The organism is Sinosporangium album (assembly GCF_900100605.1).
Taxonomy (GTDB): Bacteria; Actinomycetota; Actinomycetes; order Streptosporangiales; family Streptosporangiaceae; genus Sinosporangium; species Sinosporangium album.
In genome coordinates this window covers 141,252-159,311 of record NZ_FNCN01000009.1, presented here as the reverse complement: position 1 = coordinate 159,311, position 18,060 = coordinate 141,252, and the positions used below count along the sequence as shown (strand labels likewise).

18 protein-coding genes are annotated in these 18,060 nt (G+C 69.7%); 9 read left to right on the top strand and 9 right to left on the bottom strand.

Annotated elements, in window-relative coordinates; genetic code table 11:
* Window positions 1-81: 81 nt before the first annotated feature.
* From BLQ73_RS11925 to BLQ73_RS32260, 5 genes are all read right to left on the bottom strand, one after another.
* Entirely contained in the window at window positions 82-1,518 is a 1,437-nt protein-coding gene (locus tag BLQ73_RS11925; protein WP_245691014.1) for a S8 family serine peptidase, read from the bottom strand.
* Window positions 1,512-2,252: a hypothetical protein gene (locus tag BLQ73_RS11920; protein WP_245691013.1), complete on the bottom strand. Its 741-nt coding sequence runs from the start codon at window positions 2,250-2,252 to the stop codon at window positions 1,512-1,514. The genes BLQ73_RS11925 and BLQ73_RS11920 overlap by 7 nt, the downstream gene beginning before the upstream one ends.
* Window positions 2,253-2,399: 147 nt before the next feature.
* Window positions 2,400-3,581, bottom strand: a complete 1,182-nt coding sequence (gene moeZ, locus BLQ73_RS11915) for an adenylyltransferase/sulfurtransferase MoeZ (protein ID WP_093170555.1) — start codon at window positions 3,579-3,581, stop codon at window positions 2,400-2,402.
* A gap of 140 nt (window positions 3,582-3,721) precedes the next feature.
* Window positions 3,722-4,630 carry an alpha/beta fold hydrolase gene (locus tag BLQ73_RS11910; protein WP_093170462.1) on the bottom strand — a complete coding sequence of 303 codons (909 nt, stop codon included), beginning with the start codon at window positions 4,628-4,630 and terminating at the stop codon, window positions 3,722-3,724.
* Window positions 4,631-5,600: 970 nt separating this feature from the next.
* The gene (locus tag BLQ73_RS32260; protein ID WP_093170461.1) at window positions 5,601-5,894 is read right to left on the bottom strand and encodes a hypothetical protein; all 294 of its coding nucleotides are present in this window, start codon (window positions 5,892-5,894) and stop codon (window positions 5,601-5,603) included.
* A 326-nt stretch (window positions 5,895-6,220) separates the two neighbouring features.
* Between BLQ73_RS32260 and BLQ73_RS11900 the strand changes: the two genes are divergently transcribed.
* Window positions 6,221-6,613 carry a VOC family protein gene (locus tag BLQ73_RS11900; protein WP_093170460.1) on the top strand — a complete coding sequence of 131 codons (393 nt, stop codon included), beginning with the start codon at window positions 6,221-6,223 and terminating at the stop codon, window positions 6,611-6,613.
* Between the two features lie 69 nt (window positions 6,614-6,682).
* On the opposite strand, the gene ku is transcribed toward BLQ73_RS11900, so the two are convergent.
* Window positions 6,683-7,621, bottom strand: a complete 939-nt coding sequence (gene ku, locus BLQ73_RS11895) for a non-homologous end joining protein Ku (RefSeq protein WP_093170459.1) — start codon at window positions 7,619-7,621, stop codon at window positions 6,683-6,685.
* 143 nt (window positions 7,622-7,764) lie between these two features.
* Between ku and ligD (BLQ73_RS11890) the strand changes: the two genes are divergently transcribed.
* The 6 genes from ligD (BLQ73_RS11890) to BLQ73_RS11865 all read left to right on the top strand — a co-directional run bounded on the left by ligD (BLQ73_RS11890) (window position 7,765) and on the right by BLQ73_RS11865 (window position 12,057).
* The gene (ligD, locus tag BLQ73_RS11890) at window positions 7,765-8,682 is read left to right on the top strand and encodes a non-homologous end-joining DNA ligase (protein ID WP_093170458.1); all 918 of its coding nucleotides are present in this window, start codon (window positions 7,765-7,767) and stop codon (window positions 8,680-8,682) included.
* Complete coding sequence (gene ligD, locus BLQ73_RS11885; RefSeq protein WP_245691012.1) at window positions 8,679-9,581, top strand: non-homologous end-joining DNA ligase; 903 nt, start codon at window positions 8,679-8,681, stop codon at window positions 9,579-9,581. Before ligD (BLQ73_RS11890) ends, ligD (BLQ73_RS11885) begins: the two co-directional genes overlap by 4 nt.
* Window positions 9,582-9,851: 270 nt before the next feature.
* Window positions 9,852-10,064: a hypothetical protein gene (locus BLQ73_RS11880; protein ID WP_093170457.1), complete on the top strand. Its 213-nt coding sequence runs from the start codon at window positions 9,852-9,854 to the stop codon at window positions 10,062-10,064.
* Window positions 10,065-10,133: 69 nt separating this feature from the next.
* Window positions 10,134-10,760, top strand: a complete 627-nt coding sequence (locus BLQ73_RS11875) for a TetR/AcrR family transcriptional regulator (RefSeq protein WP_093170456.1) — start codon at window positions 10,134-10,136, stop codon at window positions 10,758-10,760.
* A gap of 116 nt (window positions 10,761-10,876) precedes the next feature.
* Window positions 10,877-11,107, top strand: coding sequence for a DUF3107 domain-containing protein (locus BLQ73_RS11870; protein ID WP_093170455.1), 231 nt, complete (start codon window positions 10,877-10,879; stop codon window positions 11,105-11,107).
* Between the two features lie 89 nt (window positions 11,108-11,196).
* Entirely contained in the window at window positions 11,197-12,057 is an 861-nt protein-coding gene (locus BLQ73_RS11865) for an ABC transporter ATP-binding protein (RefSeq protein ID WP_093170454.1), read from the top strand.
* Window positions 12,058-12,520: 463 nt separating this feature from the next.
* Here the strand turns inward: BLQ73_RS11865 and BLQ73_RS11860 are convergent, their stop codons facing one another.
* Window positions 12,521-13,186 (bottom strand): ferritin-like fold-containing protein, encoded by a 666-nt coding sequence (locus BLQ73_RS11860; RefSeq protein WP_093170453.1) that lies wholly within the window; start codon window positions 13,184-13,186, stop codon window positions 12,521-12,523.
* A 487-nt stretch (window positions 13,187-13,673) separates the two neighbouring features.
* Here BLQ73_RS11860 and BLQ73_RS11855 point away from each other — a divergent pair, with 487 nt between their 5' ends.
* The gene (locus BLQ73_RS11855) at window positions 13,674-15,401 is read left to right on the top strand and encodes a DEAD/DEAH box helicase (RefSeq protein WP_218125789.1); all 1,728 of its coding nucleotides are present in this window, start codon (window positions 13,674-13,676) and stop codon (window positions 15,399-15,401) included.
* Window positions 15,402-15,543: 142 nt separating this feature from the next.
* Window positions 15,544-16,419, top strand: coding sequence for an alpha/beta hydrolase (locus BLQ73_RS11850; RefSeq protein ID WP_093170451.1), 876 nt, complete (start codon window positions 15,544-15,546; stop codon window positions 16,417-16,419).
* Between the two features lie 160 nt (window positions 16,420-16,579).
* On the opposite strand, the gene BLQ73_RS11845 is transcribed toward BLQ73_RS11850, so the two are convergent.
* Together BLQ73_RS11845 and BLQ73_RS11840 are read right to left on the bottom strand one after the other, a co-directional pair.
* Complete coding sequence (locus BLQ73_RS11845; RefSeq protein ID WP_093170450.1) at window positions 16,580-17,290, bottom strand: MBL fold metallo-hydrolase; 711 nt, start codon at window positions 17,288-17,290, stop codon at window positions 16,580-16,582.
* Between the two features lie 87 nt (window positions 17,291-17,377).
* A complete protein-coding gene (locus tag BLQ73_RS11840; RefSeq protein WP_093170449.1) occupies window positions 17,378-18,034 on the bottom strand; it encodes a DUF6758 family protein in 657 nt (218 codons plus the stop codon).
* Between the last annotated feature and the right edge of the window lie 26 nt (window positions 18,035-18,060).

Below are 18,060 nucleotides of genomic sequence, written 5' to 3'. Positions count from 1 at the left end.
ACCGAGCTGTGACATGTCCCCATTGCTCCGTGAAGGCGCTGGCACCCATCTTGTCGCTGTCATCCCCCAGAGGGGGCTTTACTACTCACCACTCCCTGGCTGGGCGGATATGAGGAACGTGACCGGTTCTGGGGTGACACGGCGCGCCCGCCCGACCAACAGGGCTATCACGCCGACCGAGACCAGCGCGGCGATACCGGCGACCACGGCCACACCACCGTAGATGGTGATGCGGCTGCTGTCGCGACGCACCACCTCGACGGGCGGCGGCGTCGCGCGCCCCTGCCGCGCGCTCCCGGCCGCACCCCTCTCCGTGTTCCCGCCCGCGTTCCCCGCCGTGCCCTCTCCCGTGCCCCCGCCCGTGCCCCCGCCCATGCCCTCGCCCGCGTTCCCGGCCGTGCCCCCGCTCGCGTTCCTCTTCGCGCCCTTCCCCGCACCAAGGACGCGGGCGGGGTCGTGGGCGTGGGAACCGTCCGCGACGAAGGTGTACCGGGCGAGACGCGCCGCCTCGGCGAGCGACCGCGCGGCGTTGACCACACCGAAGCCCAGATCGGTGTCGTAACCCCCGGTGGGGCGCTTGATGGCCCCCGCCGTCAGGGCCTGGATCACCAGGGCCGGCGGCAGGTTCGGGTGCTCGGCCTTGATCAGCGCCACCACGCCCGACACCAGCGCGGTCGCCTGGGACGTTCCCTTCCCGACCCAGTACTCGTCGCCGGGCCCCGCCCCGAGGATGTCCACGCCTGGGGCGGCCAGCAGCACCGAGGGGTTCCAGTTCGAGAACGACGCCCGGCGCAGCCCGTGATCGGCCGCGGCGACCGAGACCACCCCGGGGAAGGCCGCCGGGTAGGAGTACGGCGCGAAGCCCGTCCCGCCGGGGGCCGGCGCGCCGTCGTTGCCCGCCGCCGCGACCAGGACCACCCCTTTCGACACCGCGTAGCCGATGGCCGCCCGTTCCTTCTCCGTCGCGAGCTCCTTGGAGATGGACATATTGATCACGTCGGCCCCCTGGTCCACGGCATACCGGATGCCCTTGGCGACCACGTCCTCGAAGCGGGGGTCGGAGTTGAAGGCGCGAAACCCCGGCTCCTCGTCCTCCAGGATCACCCGGACGGACAGCACCCGGGACTCGGGGGCGACGCCGATCACCCCGTCCTCGCCGCCGAGCCCATGGCCGTGACCGGCGATCAGCGAGGCCATGTAGGTGCCGTGGAGCCTGCGCGGCGGCACGTTGGGAGGATTCGCGCCCTCCGTGAAATCCTTGCCCACGATCACCGACCCCTGAAGGTCGCGGTGGACGGGGTCCACCCCCGAGTCCAGCACCGCGACCACGACGCCCTCCCCCTTTGTCACGCGCCACGCCTCGGGCAGGTCGAGCGTGTCGAGCACCTTGGCCTGCCCGCCCCTCACGCCGTCCTCGAACGCCTGGGCCGGCGGGGCGAGGAAGGCCGACGGCACGGCCAGAGCCGCCGCCGTCCCGAGCGCCAACGCGACCACACGCCTGCGGACCGCCCTCAGCACCTCCACTCCTCGACCGCGGCGCAGTCCGGCATCCTCGGCCTGCTCAACACCGCCAGCAGCCGTTCCGCCATGTCCGGCGCGAAGGCGAACATCCCCGGCCGCTGCTCCCCCACCGCCTGCGCGGGCCGCCCGTCGGCCTGCCCGGCCGTCGTCAGCACCACGTACGGCCCGGCCTGGCGGACCGAGGCCGCCTGCCGTACGCGTGACGTGAAGCGTTCGCTCACCGTGCCCGAGAACGCCAGGGCCCGCAGGCCCGGAGACGCCTTGCCCGTCTGGGGGACGGCCGCCTTGGCCTTGAGCGCCGTGGCCTCGTCGGGGAACACCGCGACGCCCATCGTCACCACGACTCCTTGGAGCGCGTCCAGGTAGGTGGCCCGCAGTACGGCCCGGCACCCGGCCCGCACGAGCGGCTTGCGCAGCGCCTGGTCCACCGCGGTCTCGCAGCGGGTGTCGGTCGAGATGCCGACCCGGTCGGCCTGCTCCTCGCCGCCCTGCTCGGCCGTGTAGGCCAGGGTCTCGGGGAAGATCCTCCCCGCCGGCCAGAGCCGCCAGCGGCGCGCGACCTCCTCCGCCGAAGCCCTCCGCAGTTCCTCGGTGGTGGGTCCCCGGGTGAGCTCGGCCCCGGCTGCGCTGGCGGCCACCCCGGCTATGACCGCGCAGATCAGCGTCAACGCCGACGCCACCACGAGGGCCGGCCAGACCGGGCGCGGGCTCCGGTCATGGACATCACTCACGGCTCGACTTTAATGCGGAAGAGTGCGGCTTTTTGGCTCTATCTGGTTGCACGAAGGCCGACCTACCGACTCGGCGTGTTCCTCCTGGGAAAGGACCGACGGCGCGGCCTCGGGATGAACGAGGACACGCCGTCGGGTGGGTGGGCGTCAGTAGGTGGGCAGGCTGGGGTCGACGGCCTTGACCCAGCTCAGCACTCCTCCGCCGACGTGGACGGCGTCGGAGAAGCCGGCGTTCTTGAGGACGGCGAGGACCTCGGCCGAGCGGGCGCCGGACTTGCAGTGCAGCACGATCTTCCGGTTCTGCGGCAGGTCGGCCAGAGCGGCACCGCTGATGAACTCGCCCTTGGGGATGAGCACCGCGCCGGGGATGTTGACGATCTCGTACTCGTTCGGCTCGCGCACGTCGATGAGGTAGATGTCGTCCCCGCGGTCCTGCATCTCCTTGAGCTCGGTCGCGGTGATGGTGGAGCCGGAGGCGGCCTGGGCGGCCTCGTCGGAGACGGTGCCGCAGAACGCCTCGTAGTCCTCCATCAGCTGGGTGATGCTGGGGTCCTTCCCGCACAGCGCGCACTCGGGGTCCTTGCGGACCTTGACCGTGCGGTACTGCATCTCCAGCGCGTCGTAGATCATCAGACGGCCCACGAGCGGCTCGCCGATGCCGGCGAGCAGCTTGATGGCCTCGTTGACCTGGATCGATCCGATGGACGCGCAGAGCACGCCGAGCACGCCGCCCTCGGCGCACGACGGCACCATGCCGGGCGGCGGCGGCTCGGGGTAGAGGCAGCGGTAGCACGGGCCGTGCTCGGCCCAGAACACGCTCGCCTGGCCGTCGAACCGGTAGATCGAACCCCAGACGTACGGCTTGCCGAGAAGAACCGCGGCGTCGTTGACCATGTAGCGGGTCGCGAAGTTATCGGTCCCGTCCACGATCAGGTCGTAGCCGGAGAAGATCTCCATGACGTTGTCGGTCGTGAGCGCCACGTTGTGAACGATCACATTGACGAGCGGGTTGATCTCCTTGACGCTGGCCGCCGCGCTTTCCGCCTTGAGGCGGCCGATGTCGGACTGGCCGTGGATGACCTGGCGCTGCAGGTTCGACTCGTCGACGACGTCGAAGTCGATGATCCCGAGCGTGCCCACTCCAGCGGCGGCGAGATACAAAAGTCCAGGCGAGCCCAGGCCGCCCGCGCCCACACAGAGGACCTTGGCGTTCTTCAGCCGTTTCTGTCCCGCCATGCCCACGTCGGGGATGATCAGATGGCGCGAATAGCGGCGCACCTCGTCGACTGTCAGCTCGGCGGCCGGCTCTACCAGCGGTGGCAACGACACTTTTCTCCGCTCCCGTTTCAGGGTCATCAGGGGGTCTCCACGGCGCACCGCACCGTGCGCCCCGCACATGCAAACCTAGCCGGGCCCCCTGGGCATTCCCAATAGCGGTCGGACCCCGCGAGAACACGCCTGCCGGGCGCTCAGGCGGCCGACGCGGCGATGGCGTACGAGATCAGCTCTCTCGCCTCCTTGGCGACCAGGGCCGGGTATTCCATCTGGGCCACATGGCCCGCGTTCGGCAGGAGCACGAGCCGCACTTTCGGGAACGTACGGCCGGCGCGGGCGGCCATGCGAGGGTCGACGAGCCGGTCCTTGCGCCCGTGGATCACGAGCGTGGGCGCGACGACCTTCGCCGCCTGGCGCCAGAGGTTCTCCTCGCCCCGCCTGAAGTATTCCGCGACGATGGCGCGTGCCGAGGCGGACAGCGCCTGGCCGGAGTAGGTCAGCCCGTCGCGCCGGCGCAGCTCCTCGATGGCCTCGCGCAGCCGCTCGGGGTGCACTCGGGCCATATCGCCGTAGCACATGGCCAGGGTCGCGACGATCCGCCGTTCCGCGGGAAGGACACGCAGGTGCTCCACGGCCCACTCCCCGATGCGCGGGGCGGCCGAGACGACCACACGGGCCGGGCCGTATCTCGGCATCAGGTCGGGCAGGGCCGGTGACACCAGGGTGAGCGAGCGCACGAGGTCGGGGCGGGTGGCCGCCAGGCGCACGGAGATCGCGCCGCCGAGCGAGTTGCCGAACAGGTGCACGGGTCCGTTGTCAAGGGATTCGATCACCTTGACCATCATGTCGGCGCGGGCGTCGACCGAGTAGTCGTTGCCGGACGGCGGCGGTGAGTAGCCGGCTCCGGGCAGGTCGACGGCGTGCCCCGTGACGACGTCGCGCAGCTCGTCCATGAGATCGGTCCAGTTGGTGGAGGATCCCGCGAGACCGTGCACGAACACCGCCGTCTCCGGCGCCCCCCGTGGCGTCGACCGGACGAACACTTCTTCCTGTCCTCCGAGGTCGATCAGCTGACCGGGCCATACCGCTATCGGCTCGTTCACCGCGCCTCCTTTGTCGCACCACTAAAGGCTCTTACACCTCTATTACACCCCTTGACCAGCCGTTTTGCGGCTTTCGCTGCAGCGTACCGTCACGGTGCAAGCGCCTAAGGACGCCTTACGACACGGTTGGGCGGAACCCGCGGACCGGACACCTGCAGGCACCTGCACGGCACCCGTGCGGCGCGCGTACGGCGCCGCCCCCGCAGGACGAACGAACGTCTGTCCACGCCTTCGCGTGTCCCAAGGGGCCACTGACAGAGGCCACCGTCCATGCCTTCACATGTCCCCATGACCACACGTGCCCCAGGGGCCTGACGTGGAGTGGCGGTCCAGGCCGGCGCGAGCACGAGGCGAGGGACGGAAAACCTCACCTCCTATGCGACCTACGGCTACGGCTCCCCCCGGCCACGGACGGACCCTAGCCACATACCTGGACATGCCCACACTTTGCAACACATAACCCCTAATAATTCACTTGATCATGCAAAGTGAGTGGTTTTTAGGCCGGAATAGCCGACCGGCTCGGCAATCTTCCATCGGACCACGGGATCTACAGGCGATTCGCCATAGGCGGCTTCGCTGAAACTTCATCTTAAATCACTGCCTTTTCGACACCATCATGATCAGAAGCCGCAGATCCACACCGATCCGACCACTCAGGTCATAGAGGACCCACCTGAAACTTCACTTCTTTCTGTTCAACTCACCACACCAGTTAAAGACCCTCTGCATTCAGTAGATAACTAACCGTAATCAGTTTCATGGTCACGAATCAGGACATCTAGCCCATTAGCCCCTCAGGCCGATCATTCGGAAAGGGAAGTAGAAGATGAATCTGAAGCGACTCTCGAACGTGCTTGTCGCTGCTGCTGTCGCCGGTGGTGGCCTGGTTACGGTTGGCGCTGCCGCCACGATCACCGCCTCTCCCGCGTCTGCGGGGGACAGGCGGAGCTGCCACAAGAACCACTGCCTATACAAGGTGCACGTCGTGAAGATACGCCGGTTCAGGGCGTTCGACCACCACGACCACCACCATCACGCCTCGCGCCACCACCACAACAGGCACCACCATCACAACCACCGTCACCATCACCACCACGACGGGGACCACCACGGGCACCACAAGGGCTGGGATGGTGACCACGATGGCGACTCCCGTGACGGCCACCGCCGCCACCACCACCGCCACCACCGTCACCACGCCCACTGCCACCACGGCCACTGCCACGAGGGCCACGGCCACGAGGCGCGCGGCGGGGAGCACTTCTTCTACTACAAGAAGAAGGTGAAGTTCATCGGTGGCGGCGGTGGATGGGCTCGCCGCATCAAACACTAATCCGAGAAGGCAAATAAACCCGATTAGCAGGATGGGCAGGTCTGGCTGATCGCCGGCCGACTTGACCCGAGGCGTCAGCGTCGTGGCACTTCCCAGGTGCCACGACGCACACGCATATTTCCTACCGATTTCGAATCTATCCCTAAGGTGCCTGAGGTGCCTAACATGCACTGATTGTTGTAGTGTCCCACCCTCTGGGCTGACTCCAGCCCTCCAGAACACCCCCATTTCCCCGGGAGAACGAGAGCCGACCCGTGATAGGCCGCCTTCAATGCGTCGTTCTCGACTGCACCGCCCCCACCGAACTGGCCGAGTTCTACGCCGCCCTGCTGGGCGGCTCGGTCGACCGGCCCGACCCCCGCTGGTCGCTCGACGCCGACTGGGCCACGCTCCACACACCCGGCGGAATGGTCCTCGCGTTCCAGCGCGTGCCCGACCACCGCCCGCCGCAGTGGCCCGATCCCGCCCACCCCCAGCAATTCCACCTCGACATCGGTGTGGCCGACCTGAACGAGGCCGAACGGCAGGCGGTCGCCCTCGGAGCGAACCCCCTCCCCCGGCCCTCCAAGGAGGATTCAGGCGCCGAGCCGTCCTGGCGGGTGTACGCCGACCCTGCCGGCCACCCCTTCTGCCTGGTCCAGGAGTAGGGCCGCCCGCTCAAGAGGCCGCTCTCAAGAGGCCGCTCTAAGAGAGGCCAAGGAGTGAGGGCGGACGGCTCACGCCGTCTTCCTGGGCTTGCGGTGCGCCGGAGCCTTGGCCTCCTCGGCCGGCTTCGCCTCCTTGGCCGGCTTCTCTCCGGCCTTGGCCGCGGCCTTGCCCCGCGCCGAGCGGGCCGGGGCAGGTTTGCGGGCCTGTGCCGTACCGGCCTGCGCCGCCTCGCGTTCGCGCTTGGCGGCCTCGACGCTGGCGCGCAGGGCGGCCATGAGGTCGACGGAGGGGCCGGCCTCCGCGGCGGGAGCGGCGGGGGCGACGAGCTCGCGGCCGGCGACCTTGGCCTCGATGACCTCTTGGAGCGCCTCGCGGTAGGCGTCGCGGTATTCCGTCGGGTCGAAATCGGCCACCATGGTCGTGATCAGCGACTCGGCCATGCCAACCTCGGCGGGACGCACGTCGACCTCCTCGTCCAGGAAGGGGAAGTCCGCGGTGCGGATCTCGTCCGGCCAATACATGGTCTCCAGGACGAACACGCCGTCACGCACGCGCAGCGTGGCCAGCGACTCCCGCTGCCGCAGCGCGATCTTGACGATGGCGACCTGCCCGGAGCGCTCCAGCGCGTCGCGCAGCAGCACGTACGGCCGCGCGCCCTGCCCGTCGGGCTCCAGATAGTAGGACTTGGCAAAGTAGATCGGGTCGATCTGCTCGGCGGGGGTGAACTGCAGCACGTCGACGCGGCGGGAGGACGACAGGGGAAGTTCGTCGAAGTCCTCGTCGGTGAGCACGACCACCTCGCCCGTGGCGAGCTCATATCCCTTGGCGATGTCGCCGTAGGACACCTCTTCCCCACACACGCCGCAGACACGGCGGTATTTGATGCGCCCGCCGTCGGTCCGGTGCACCTGATGGAAGGTGACGTCCTTCTGCTCGGTCGCCGAATACACCTTGATCGGGATCATGACGAGCCCGAAGGAGATCGCACCCTTCCAAATGCTGCGCATCGCGTCCTCCCCGAGCCGGACTCATCCACAGCACACAGGGTTTTCGAGCACGTTATCGAATAACTCCAGCCGGAGCCGTGGATTACTCGCCATCAGGGCACATACCCGTCATGGGGGATCCGATGCCATATCCAATCGAACCGATGCTCGCGACATCCGGGGCGCTACCGGCTGACCTGCGAAGTTACGCGCTTGAGGTCAAGTGGGACGGCATCCGGGCCATCGCCTATGTCCACGACGGGGTACGCATCACCGGGCGTAAAGGGACCGACTTCACCCGCCGCTACCCCGAGGTCGCGACCGCGACCGAAGACCTGGCCCGTACGGCGAGCCGCGTGATCCTGGACGGGGAGGTCGTGGCCTTCGACGAGTCCGGCAGGCCCAGCTTCGAGCTGCTCCAGCGGCGCATGCATGTCGAGAACCCCGCCGAGGCCGGCCTGCTGACGCTGATCCCGGTGAGATACCTGCCGTTCGACCTGCTCTACCTCGACGGCCGCGTCCTGTTCGCGGTGCCGTACGCCGAACGCAGGGCGATGCTCTCCGGCCTCGACCTCGACGTCCCGCCCTTCTTCCCCGGGGAGGGAGGCGACCTGCTGGCCGCCACGCGCGAGCAGGGGTTGGAGGGGGTGGTGGCCAAGCGTCTGGACTCGCCGTACCGCCCGGGGCGCCGAACGGACTGGTGGATCAAGGTGAAGCACCTGTCGACCAGGGAGGTCGTGATCGCCGGCTGGCGGCCGGGCGCGGGGAAGCGCGCCGGAGGGGTCGGGTCCCTGCTCATGGGGGCGTTCGGGGAACGGGGTCTGACCTACATCGGGCACGTGGGCACCGGCTTCAGCGACGCGGCCCTCGACGACCTGCTGTCGCTGCTGGCGCCCTTGGAGGCGCCTGGCAGCCCCTACGCCGACCGGCCGCCCGCGGAGGTCGCGCGGAACGCCCACTGGGTGCGGCCCGAGGTGGTGGGCGAGGTCGCCTACACGATGTGGACGCGGGAGGGCAGGCTGCGCAACCCCGTCTGGCGCGGGCTGCGGCCGGACGTGCTCCCGTCGGAGGTGCGGCTGTGAGCGCCTCATCGGGCCGCAGGGTGACGGTGAACGTCGGAGGTCGCGCCCTGTCCCTCAGCAACCTGGACAAGGTCCTCTACCCCGACGTCGGGTTCACCAAGGCCGAGGTGATCGACCACTACTCCCGCCTCGCCCCCGTCATCCTCCCCCACCTGCGGGGACGCCCCCTCACCGTCAAGCGCTACCCCAACGGGGTCGACGGGGCCTTCTTCTTCGAGAAGAACGCCCCCCGCCACACGCCCGACTGGATACGTACGGTCACCCTGCCCGCGCCGGGCAGCACCTCGGGGAGGGAGACCCTCGACTACGCGATCGTGGAGGACCTGCCCACCCTCGTCTACTTCGCCAACCTCGCCGCGCTCGAACTGCACGTGCCCATGTGGCGGGTCGACGGGAGCGGTGCCCCCCTCCCGCCCGACACCGTGGTGTTCGATCTGGATCCCGGCGCCCCCGCCACCGTCGTCGAATGCTGCCTGGTCGCCTCTCTGATCCGGCACGAGCTCGACGCCGACGGGATCACCGCCCGGCCCAAGACCAGCGGAGGGAAGGGACTCCAGCTTTACGCACCGTGGGACGGCGGAGACCCTTCGGCGTACGCCAAAGGCATCGCCCGCAAACTGGAGAAACGGCATCCCGCCTCCGTCGTGAGCGTGATGACGCGCAAGGCCAGGCCCGGCCGGGTGTTCATCGACTGGAGCCAGAACAGCACGGCCAAGACCACGGTCGCGCCGTACTCCCTACGAGCCCAGCCCAGGCCCACCGTCTCCACCCCGCTCACCTGGGACGAGGTGGAGCGCTGCGAGGAGCCCGAGGACCTGGTCTTCACCTCGGCCGATGTGCTGGCCAGGGTGGAGGAGCGGGGCGACCTGTTCGCCGGGGCGACCGGCACCGACCTCTAGGCCCGGGAGGCCGGGGATGCCGGGGATGCCCGAGGGCGCCGCTCCGACGGCTCGCCTCCCCGCGAAACGGGACTCGAAAAGTAGTGTGGGAGTGAGTGTCGGCGGTTCGCGGCGCGAGGTGAGGGAACGGCCTCAGTGACCGGCTTTCTCGCGAACACCCGGCGTCCACGTCGCACAGCCCAGGTCAGGCGGCCCTGGCCGTACAAGCCAGGTCACGCGGCCCGGGTCCACCACGAGGCGGCTTCACCACCGGACTGGAGAGGATCTGAAATGTCAGAAATGAACCAGCACGACGACCCCGTTCTGGTGGAGGAGGAGGACATCGCGGTCGAGGCTCCTGAGGCCGACACCGTCGAGCAGCACCGGAACCTCCGCGAGGACTCCGGCGACTGGCCTCCCCCGGGAGTGCCGCTGGAAGCCGACCCCGCCGACGCGGCGGACCAGGCGCGCGTGGTCGACGTCGACGAGGACGACTATCGCTGACCTGATTACTCGCACGTAGGATGAGCGGGTCCGCTGACCGTCCCATGGAGCCACCCCAAGGAGACCGCCGTGACCGCTACCCCGGACGCGAAGCCCCGGGGCACCCGGCTGCCCCGGATGGCCCGCCGCCGCCAGCTCCTCGCGGCCGCCCAGGAGGTGTTCGTCGAGAACGGCTACCACGCCGCCGCGATGGACGAGATCGCTGAACGCGCCGGGGTGTCGAAGCCCGTCCTGTACCAACACTTCCCCGGCAAACTGGAGCTCTATCTGGCCCTCCTCGACCTCCACGTCGAGGACATGGTCAAGCGGTGCCGCGACGCGCTCGACTCCACCACCGAGAACAAGCAGCGTGTCCGGGCCACCTTCGGCGCCTTCTTCGACTTCGTCTCCAGCCAGGGCGAGGCGTTCCGACTGGTCTTCGAGTCCGATCTCCGCAACGTCGCCCCCGTGCGCCAGCGCGTCGAGCGCTCCCTCCGCGAGTGCGCCGAAATGATCAGCCAGGTCATCCAGGAGGACACCGGCTGCTCCAGCGACGAGGCCCACCTCCTCGGCGTCGCCCTCGTCGGCATGGCCGAGGTCAGCGCCCGCTACTGGACCACCACCCACGGGTCCATCCCCCAGGACGCCGCCGAACAACTCGTCGCCCGCCTGGCCTGGCGCGGCATCAGCGGCTTCCCCCGCACCTCCGACCACTGACCGCCGTCCTGTTCGCTTGACGCGATCAGCCCTGCGCCCGGTGGACACGGGGCGCGAGTATGGTCCCTGGGCGTTCATCACGCCTCATCGAAATCGGCCCTCCGGAAGGGAACCCGATGGAAATCAAGATCGGCGTGCAGTCGGTGCATCGCGAGCTCCACCTCGAAGTCGACCTGTCCTCCGACGAGGTGGAGGAGGAGCTGCGCAAGGCCCTGGCCTCGGATCGAGGCGTTTTCACCCTGCAAGACGTGAAAGGGCGGCGGGTGATCATCCCGGTCTCCTCGCTCGGCTTCGTGGAGATCGGTGAAGACGAGAACCGCCCGGTCGGTTTCGGCGGCACGCTGTGATCCGCCTCACCCGCCACTTCTAACCCATTCCCGACATCCACGACTTCCCCCCCGTACGACGTGGGCGGGAAGCCCACCCCGGAGGATCTGTGGAAACCTCACCCGCGCTGGAATTCGACGACGTGACCATCCGCGTGGTGGGCCGCACGCTGATCTCCGAGGTGGCCTGGAAGGTCGCCCACGGCGAGCACTGGGTCGTCCTCGGCCCCAACGGCGCCGGCAAGACGACCCTGCTGTCGGTGGCGTCCGCCGTACAGCACCCCAGCTCGGGGGCGGCCTGGGTGCTCGGCCACCGGCTCGGCCGGGTCGACATGCGCGAGCTGCGCAGCCGGATCGGGCTGGTCGCGGCCGGGCGCAGGCTCGTCGACGAGGCGCTCATGGAGGAGGAAGGAGCCACGGCCGAGGCGGTCGTGCTCACCGGGCACACCGGCACGAGCGTCCCGCTGTGGGACCGCTACGGCCCCGCCGAGCGGGAGCGGGCCTCGACGCTCCTGGCCTCCCTGGGGTGCGGAGACCTCGCCCAGCGGCCGTTCACGGTGTGCTCCCAGGGCGAGCGGGCCCGGATCCGGGTCGCCAGGGCGCTCATGGGGGATCCGGGCATCGTGCTGCTCGACGAGCCCTTCGCGGGCCTGGACCTGCCCGCCAGGGAGGATCTGATCGAGGCGCTGGAAGGCCTGAAGCCCACGTCGGTGCTCGTCACCCACCACCTGGAGGAGGTCCCCGCCACCACCACGCACGCGCTGCTGGTCAAAGGCGGCGGAGTCCTCGCCCAGGGGCCGGTGGAGGAAATCCTGACCGGCGAGAACCTGTCGGAGTGCTTCGGCCGCCGGCTCCTTGTGGACCACTCCGACGGCCGCTGGCACGCCAGGGCCCACAACCCCCGCGCGCGGGCCGCGGCCGACCGCGCGGCGGGCTGGATCCCCGGGGCGGCTCCCGAGACCGCGTTCTGACGACCGCGGCAAAAGGCGCGTCTCGCACAACCACGGCACGACTGCGGCACGACTTCGGCAGACGGGCACGACCGCGGCCCGGGCCGGGGCCGTGCCTGGGCCGTGCCGGGCCGATGCCCCCGGCTATGCCTGATCGTCCCCCGGACGCTCCCGACGCGGGGCCAGACGGCAGCAGCGCGGGCGGTGATGCCTGGGTGCTCGATGGAGAGTGGTGTCAACGCTCGGACAGATCACGCTTTCCCGCCTGAACGCTGCACGCGATGTCCAGCGGTTCGGCACACATCTCATCAGGGAACTGTCATAGCGGCGCGAGGCCCTCATATCAGGCACGCTACAGCCGTCCGGGCCGTTTGCCTTCCCGAAGCGGCCAACGACTTCCCATAAGCAGCCCCGGCCTCGGGCACGGAAGCACGCCCGAGGCCGCCCAGAGGCCAAAGCCGGGGGCAAAGGCCGGGGCCGGGGCTCAGGGGCCGGGGGTCAGGCCGAGGGCGGCCATCCGCTTGCCGTGGGCCTCAGTGAGCCGGGCGAACATGCGGCCGATCTCGGCGAGGTCCTCTCCGTGGGCTCCGACGAGCATCGCGGCGAGCGCGGGCCGACCCGCCGCGATGCGCTGCCCCTGGCTGAGGGCCTCGCCGACGAGGCGGCGCGCCCACAGGGCGAGCCGTCCGCTGACCTTGGGGTCGGCCTCGATGGCGGCCCGCACCCGCTCGACGGCGAACTCCGAGCGCCCGCCGTCGGCCAGCACCTCGTTCACGAGGTCCTGGGCGGCCGGGTCGAGCTGGCGGGCCGCCTCACGGTAGAAGTCGAGAGCGATCCCGTTGCCCGCGTACGCCTTAACGAGCGCCTCCAGCCAGTCCGACGGGGCGGTCTGGACGTGCCAGTCGTCCAGGGCGGCCGTGAACGGCTCCATGGCCTGCTCCGGGTCCACGCCGAGGGACTCCAGCAGCCCACTGAGCAGCCGGAAATGGGCGTGTTCGGTGGAGGCGAGGTCGCTGAGGGCCGCCCGGTCGGTCAAGGTGGGGGCGAACCTGGAGGCGTCCTCCGCCATCCGCAGGAAGCCGGTCAACTCCGCATAGGCCAGGACACCGAGAAGATCGACGACGCCCGGCGCCGGAGGGGATTCACTCATAGGTGCAGCGTACGAGGAACGGGCCCTCACCCCCCACTCACACCGGTCTCGCCCGCTCCGGAGTCCGGATCACGGCCAGGAAGCACGGCCGGAACCATGGCCCGAACCATGGCCGGAACCATGGCCGGAACCATGGCCCGAACCATGGCCTGGAAAACATCCCGAACGCCAAGAAATCGGTTCTCCGTTGTGGTATCGAGTACACTGCTCTGTGAAAGTGCGACCGCACTATGTAAATCCAGGAGGATTGTCTCCTGGACCCCCAAGTTTGGCGTTCGCCACTGCGGTCGCGACGACGTGAGAGGGCTGGCTTCTCCGCGCGGACCCCGGCACGGGGGATCGTACGAGTCCGTGGTTCCGACGGGCCCGCCTTCACTGGAGACTGAGGCAGGCCACCCTGACGACTTTCCGAGACCTCGGAGTCATACCAGAGATTGCCGATGCCCTCGAAACCGAGGGCATCACCACGCCGTTTCCGATCCAGGAGATGGCACTACCGCTCGCGCTGGGCAGCCAGGATGTGATCGGCCAGGCTCGCACCGGCACGGGCAAGACCTACGCCTTCGGCATCCCGATGCTCCAGCGCATCGGCAAACCCCGTAAGAACCGCAAGAAGCCCCGCGGCCTCGTGGTCGTGCCCACCCGTGAGCTCGCGCTCCAGGTCACCGAGGATCTCGTGGCGGCCGGCGGCAAGCTCGGCTCCCGGGTGCTCTCGGTGTACGGCGGGCGGGCCTACGAGCCCCAGGTCGAAGCCCTGAGGACGGGCGTCGACGTCGTGGTCGGCACGCCGGGCCGACTGCTCGACCTGGTCAAGCAGAAGCACCTCGACCTCGGGCAGACGGCCATGCTGGTCCTCGACGAGGCCGACCGCATGCTCGACCTGGGCTTCCTGCCCGACATCGAGCGGATCATCAAGCTCATCCCGTCGGAGCGGCAGACCATGCTGTTCTCCGCGACCATGCCGGGCGAGATCGTGGCGCTGGCCAGGAAATACCTCAACCGCCCCACGCACGTGCGGGCCGAGAGCACCCAGGCCGAGGCGGAGGCCAAGCCCGAGATCGAACAGCATGTCTGGCGGGTCCACCGCATGGACAAGATCGAGATCGTGGCGCGGCTGCTCCAGGCGGAGGGCCGCGGTTTGACGATGGTGTTCTGCGAGACCAAGCGCGCCTGCGACATGGTCGCCGAGCAGCTTGAGACCCGCGGCTTCGCCGCGGCCCCGGTCCACGGCGACCTCGGCCAGGGCCAGCGCGAGCAGGCGCTCCGCGCGTTCAAGAACGGCAAGATCGACGTCCTGGTCGCCACGGACGTGGCGGCGCGGGGCATCGACATCGACGACGTCACGCACGTCGTCAACTACGACTGCCCGCAGGACGAGAAGGCCTACGTCCACCGGATCGGGCGCACCGGCCGGGCCGGGCGCACGGGCACCGCGGTGACCTTCGTGGAGTGGGAGGAGCTGACCCGCTGGAAGGTCATCAACAACTCGCTGAACCTGGACTTCGCGGAGCCGGTGGAGACCTACTCCACCTCGCCGCACGTCTTCGCCGAGCTGACCATCCCCGAGGGCACCAAGGGTGTGCTGCCGCACGCCAGGCGTTCCCGGGCGGGCCTGTCCGCGGAGAAGATCGAGGACCTCGGCGAGACCGGCCGCTCCCGCGGCCGGCGGCGCGACGAACGCGATGATCGTGAGACGCGTCCCCGCCGCGACCGCCAACGCCGCCGTACCCGCGGCGGCAGGTTCGAGGACGCTCCGACCGACGCCGAGTCGGCGGCGGAGGAGTCCTCGACGCAGTCGGCGCCCCCCGCTCCCGAGCAGGAGGTTTCGGTCATGGACAAGCGCCGTCGCAGCCGCGTGTCCGAGGAACCCGTCACCGCCGTCGGTGACGATGCTTCACCCGCCGTCGGCATCGCCATCGCGCGCAGATCGAGGGTGAGACGTACGGCGGGAGCCGCGGAGGCCGCCCTGGCCGACGTCCTGTCGGACGGCGACGGCCGGGAGGCCGAGCCGTACGCCGGGTCGGCCGAGCCGGACGGGCAGGACGAGCGGCCCGTGGTCGAGCCCGAGCGGATCGTCCCGAGTAGCCCGTTCATGGTGATCTTCAAGTCGCCCGACCTCGCGACGGACGATGACGAGATCGCGCCGTCGGCGGCCACGGAGCGGGCCGCTCAGCGGCGTCGCCCGCAGCGCCCGCGCCAGCCCCGCCGGGGCTGAGCACGCCGTCGCCGTACACCCCCGGGTGTGCGGCGACGCCAGATGATCAAGCACGACCCCATGGGTGTCGCTCCCAACGGCGACACCCATGTGGGACTTTTGGCGGTGTCACCGTGACAAGCGCTCGGTATCGTGGTGCTACGTGAGCACGCCACGCTTCCTTACCCTTCCCGACGGGGTCCGCCCGCAGCAGATCCACACAGCGGTGGGGGATTTCGCAGTTCTTGAGGCTCTCCCCGTGACCGGCATCCCGGAGCGGTGGCCGGCGTTGCTGGTTCCCGGCCTGACCGGCAGCAAGGAAGACTTCATCGCGATCATGGAGCCGCTGGCCCTCGCCGGGCGAAGGGTCGTGGCGATCGACATGCGGGGCCAGTTCGAGACTCTCGGCCCCGAAGACCCCACCGCCTACACCTGTGCCGCCCTTGGTGAAGACGTCGACGAGCTCGCCGCCATGGTGGGCGAAGGCGGTCCGGTCCATCTGGTGGGCCATTCCTTCGGGGGGCTCGTGAGCAGGGAGGCGGTCATCGACGGCCGCACCAAGTTCGCGTCGTTCACGTTGATGGACGCCGGCCCGGCGGCGATCGTCGGCAAGCGCGAGGAGGCCGTCCGCACCATCATCAAGGAGCTGCCCGACCTTGGGGTGGAGCACATCTGGTCCAGCCGCTTCGAGGCCGACGCCCTGGGCGCCGGGGTGCCCGACGAGATCGTCTCGTTCCTGCGCAAGCGCCTGCTGTCCAACTCGCTGACCGCTCTCACCGTCATGGCCGAGGAGGTGCTGTCGGCCTACGACCGCACCGACGAGCTGGCCCAGATCGGGGTGCCGACGCTGGTGCTGTACGGCGAGCGCGACGACGGCTGGCCGCCTCATCTGCAGGCGGAGATGGCCCACCGGCTCGACGCCGACTGCGTCGTCGTGCCTGGAGCGATGCACTCGCCCGCCGTCGAGGCGCCCGCCACCACCGCGGCCGCGCTCACGAGGTTCTGGAATGAGGCGGAGTCGCGCTTTCGCACGCTGTGACGCCATGCGCGGGCGTCAGCCCGGCATGCGCGGGCGCCAGCCCGGCATGCGCGCGCCCTGGCATGCACGCACCCCGGCATGCACGCACCCCGGCATGCATGCCGCTCCCGCCCGGTGCGCGACACCCACCGGGCGGGGAGCCGGGAGGCTCGGCGCCTGCTCAGTCGTCGAGGTTGATCTTGATGCCCGCCGCCCGGGTGCCGTCGGTGAGCGGCCCTTCGCGCCTCTCCTCGGCCGTGCGGGTCAGCGAGCCGCCGATCCAGTCGTCGAAGTGGCGCTCCAGGTCACCGATGGTGGTCTCCTCGCCGTGGGTGGGGAGCACCCTGGTGGCGTGGGGCAGGGTGAACAGCCGGGCGCCGATCGCGGTGAGCTGGTCGGCCAGCGCGGGGTATTCCCCGCCGATGCGCCCGGGCCCGTCTGCCTGGAGCGTCTTGCCGGTGAACACCGCGCCGAGCGCCTCGCAGTAGAGCGACACGCCGCCCGCGGTCACCCCCGGCGTGGCGAGGACCTCAAGCTCGACGCCGGCCACCGCGAACAGGCCCTCGTCCTCCATCTCGATGTCGGGCCACGTCTCCGACCAGGTCTCGCGCCACAGGCGCCTGTCCTTGGGGTGCAGGGCGATCACGGCCTCGTCCTTGGCGGCCACCTCGATCGCGGCGCCCACGTGGTCGGGCAGGCCGTGTGTGCAGATGACGGCGAGCACTTCGCGCTTGCCCACCTTGTCAAGGATCGCCTCGACGTCCCGGGGGGTGTCGACGACGATGGCCTCGTCGTCGTCGCCGATGATCCACGTGTTGTTCTCGACCTTGTGCTCGACGCCGTCGACGTCGATCACGCCCTCGGTCACCACTCGCTCGATACGCGCTGTCACGTCACAAAACCTTACCGGTGCGGGGGCTCCCCCGGCCTCCGCGCGCCTCGGCCGGGAGCCACGACATTGCCCACCTTTCACTAGGGGTCACTCTGAGCCGTCGGGCCTCTCCTCGCCCAGCCTGGGGGAGAGCACGCCGAAGGGCAGGTCGAACTCCTGATCGTTGTCGCGCAGGTCGCGCAGGGAGAAGCGGCCGAGCGCGATCAGGCATCCGGAGTCCGCGGGCCAGGCGATCATCCACAGCCAGTTGCCGAGCGCCTCCCCGGCGTACACGGCGCGGTCGGCCGCGCCGTCCACGAACCAGAGCGCGGTCGGGTGTCCCATCACGTCGACCTTGAGCTGCGCCGTACCCTGGCCGAACCCGGGTCCCGGGTCGGGGCCGGGCAGCCCGGCATAGGCGGCTCCGAGCCCGATGCCGGTCTCTTCGGCCACGACCAGCATGTCGCCCGGGCCGTAGTTCACCGACGGCCCGCTCAGGGCGACCACGCTGGCCCTGACGCGGCCGTCGGCGTCCTCCACCTCGGCGAAGCCCGACACCATCCAGTCCTCCGCGGGCAGCGGCCAGGGCAGCCACACCGGGACGTCGGAGCGCTCACACAGACTGCGCAGGGCCTCGGGTGTGGGCCTGTGGGGAGGTTGAAGCGGGAAGACGTCGCCGTGGACGGCGCATCTCCATCCGGTCGGCAGGGCCCGGGAGGGTTGCAGGGGCGTGAAGCATCGTGGACAGACGGGTGCGGCTCTCACGCCTACCTACGCTGCGTTGCCCCCGC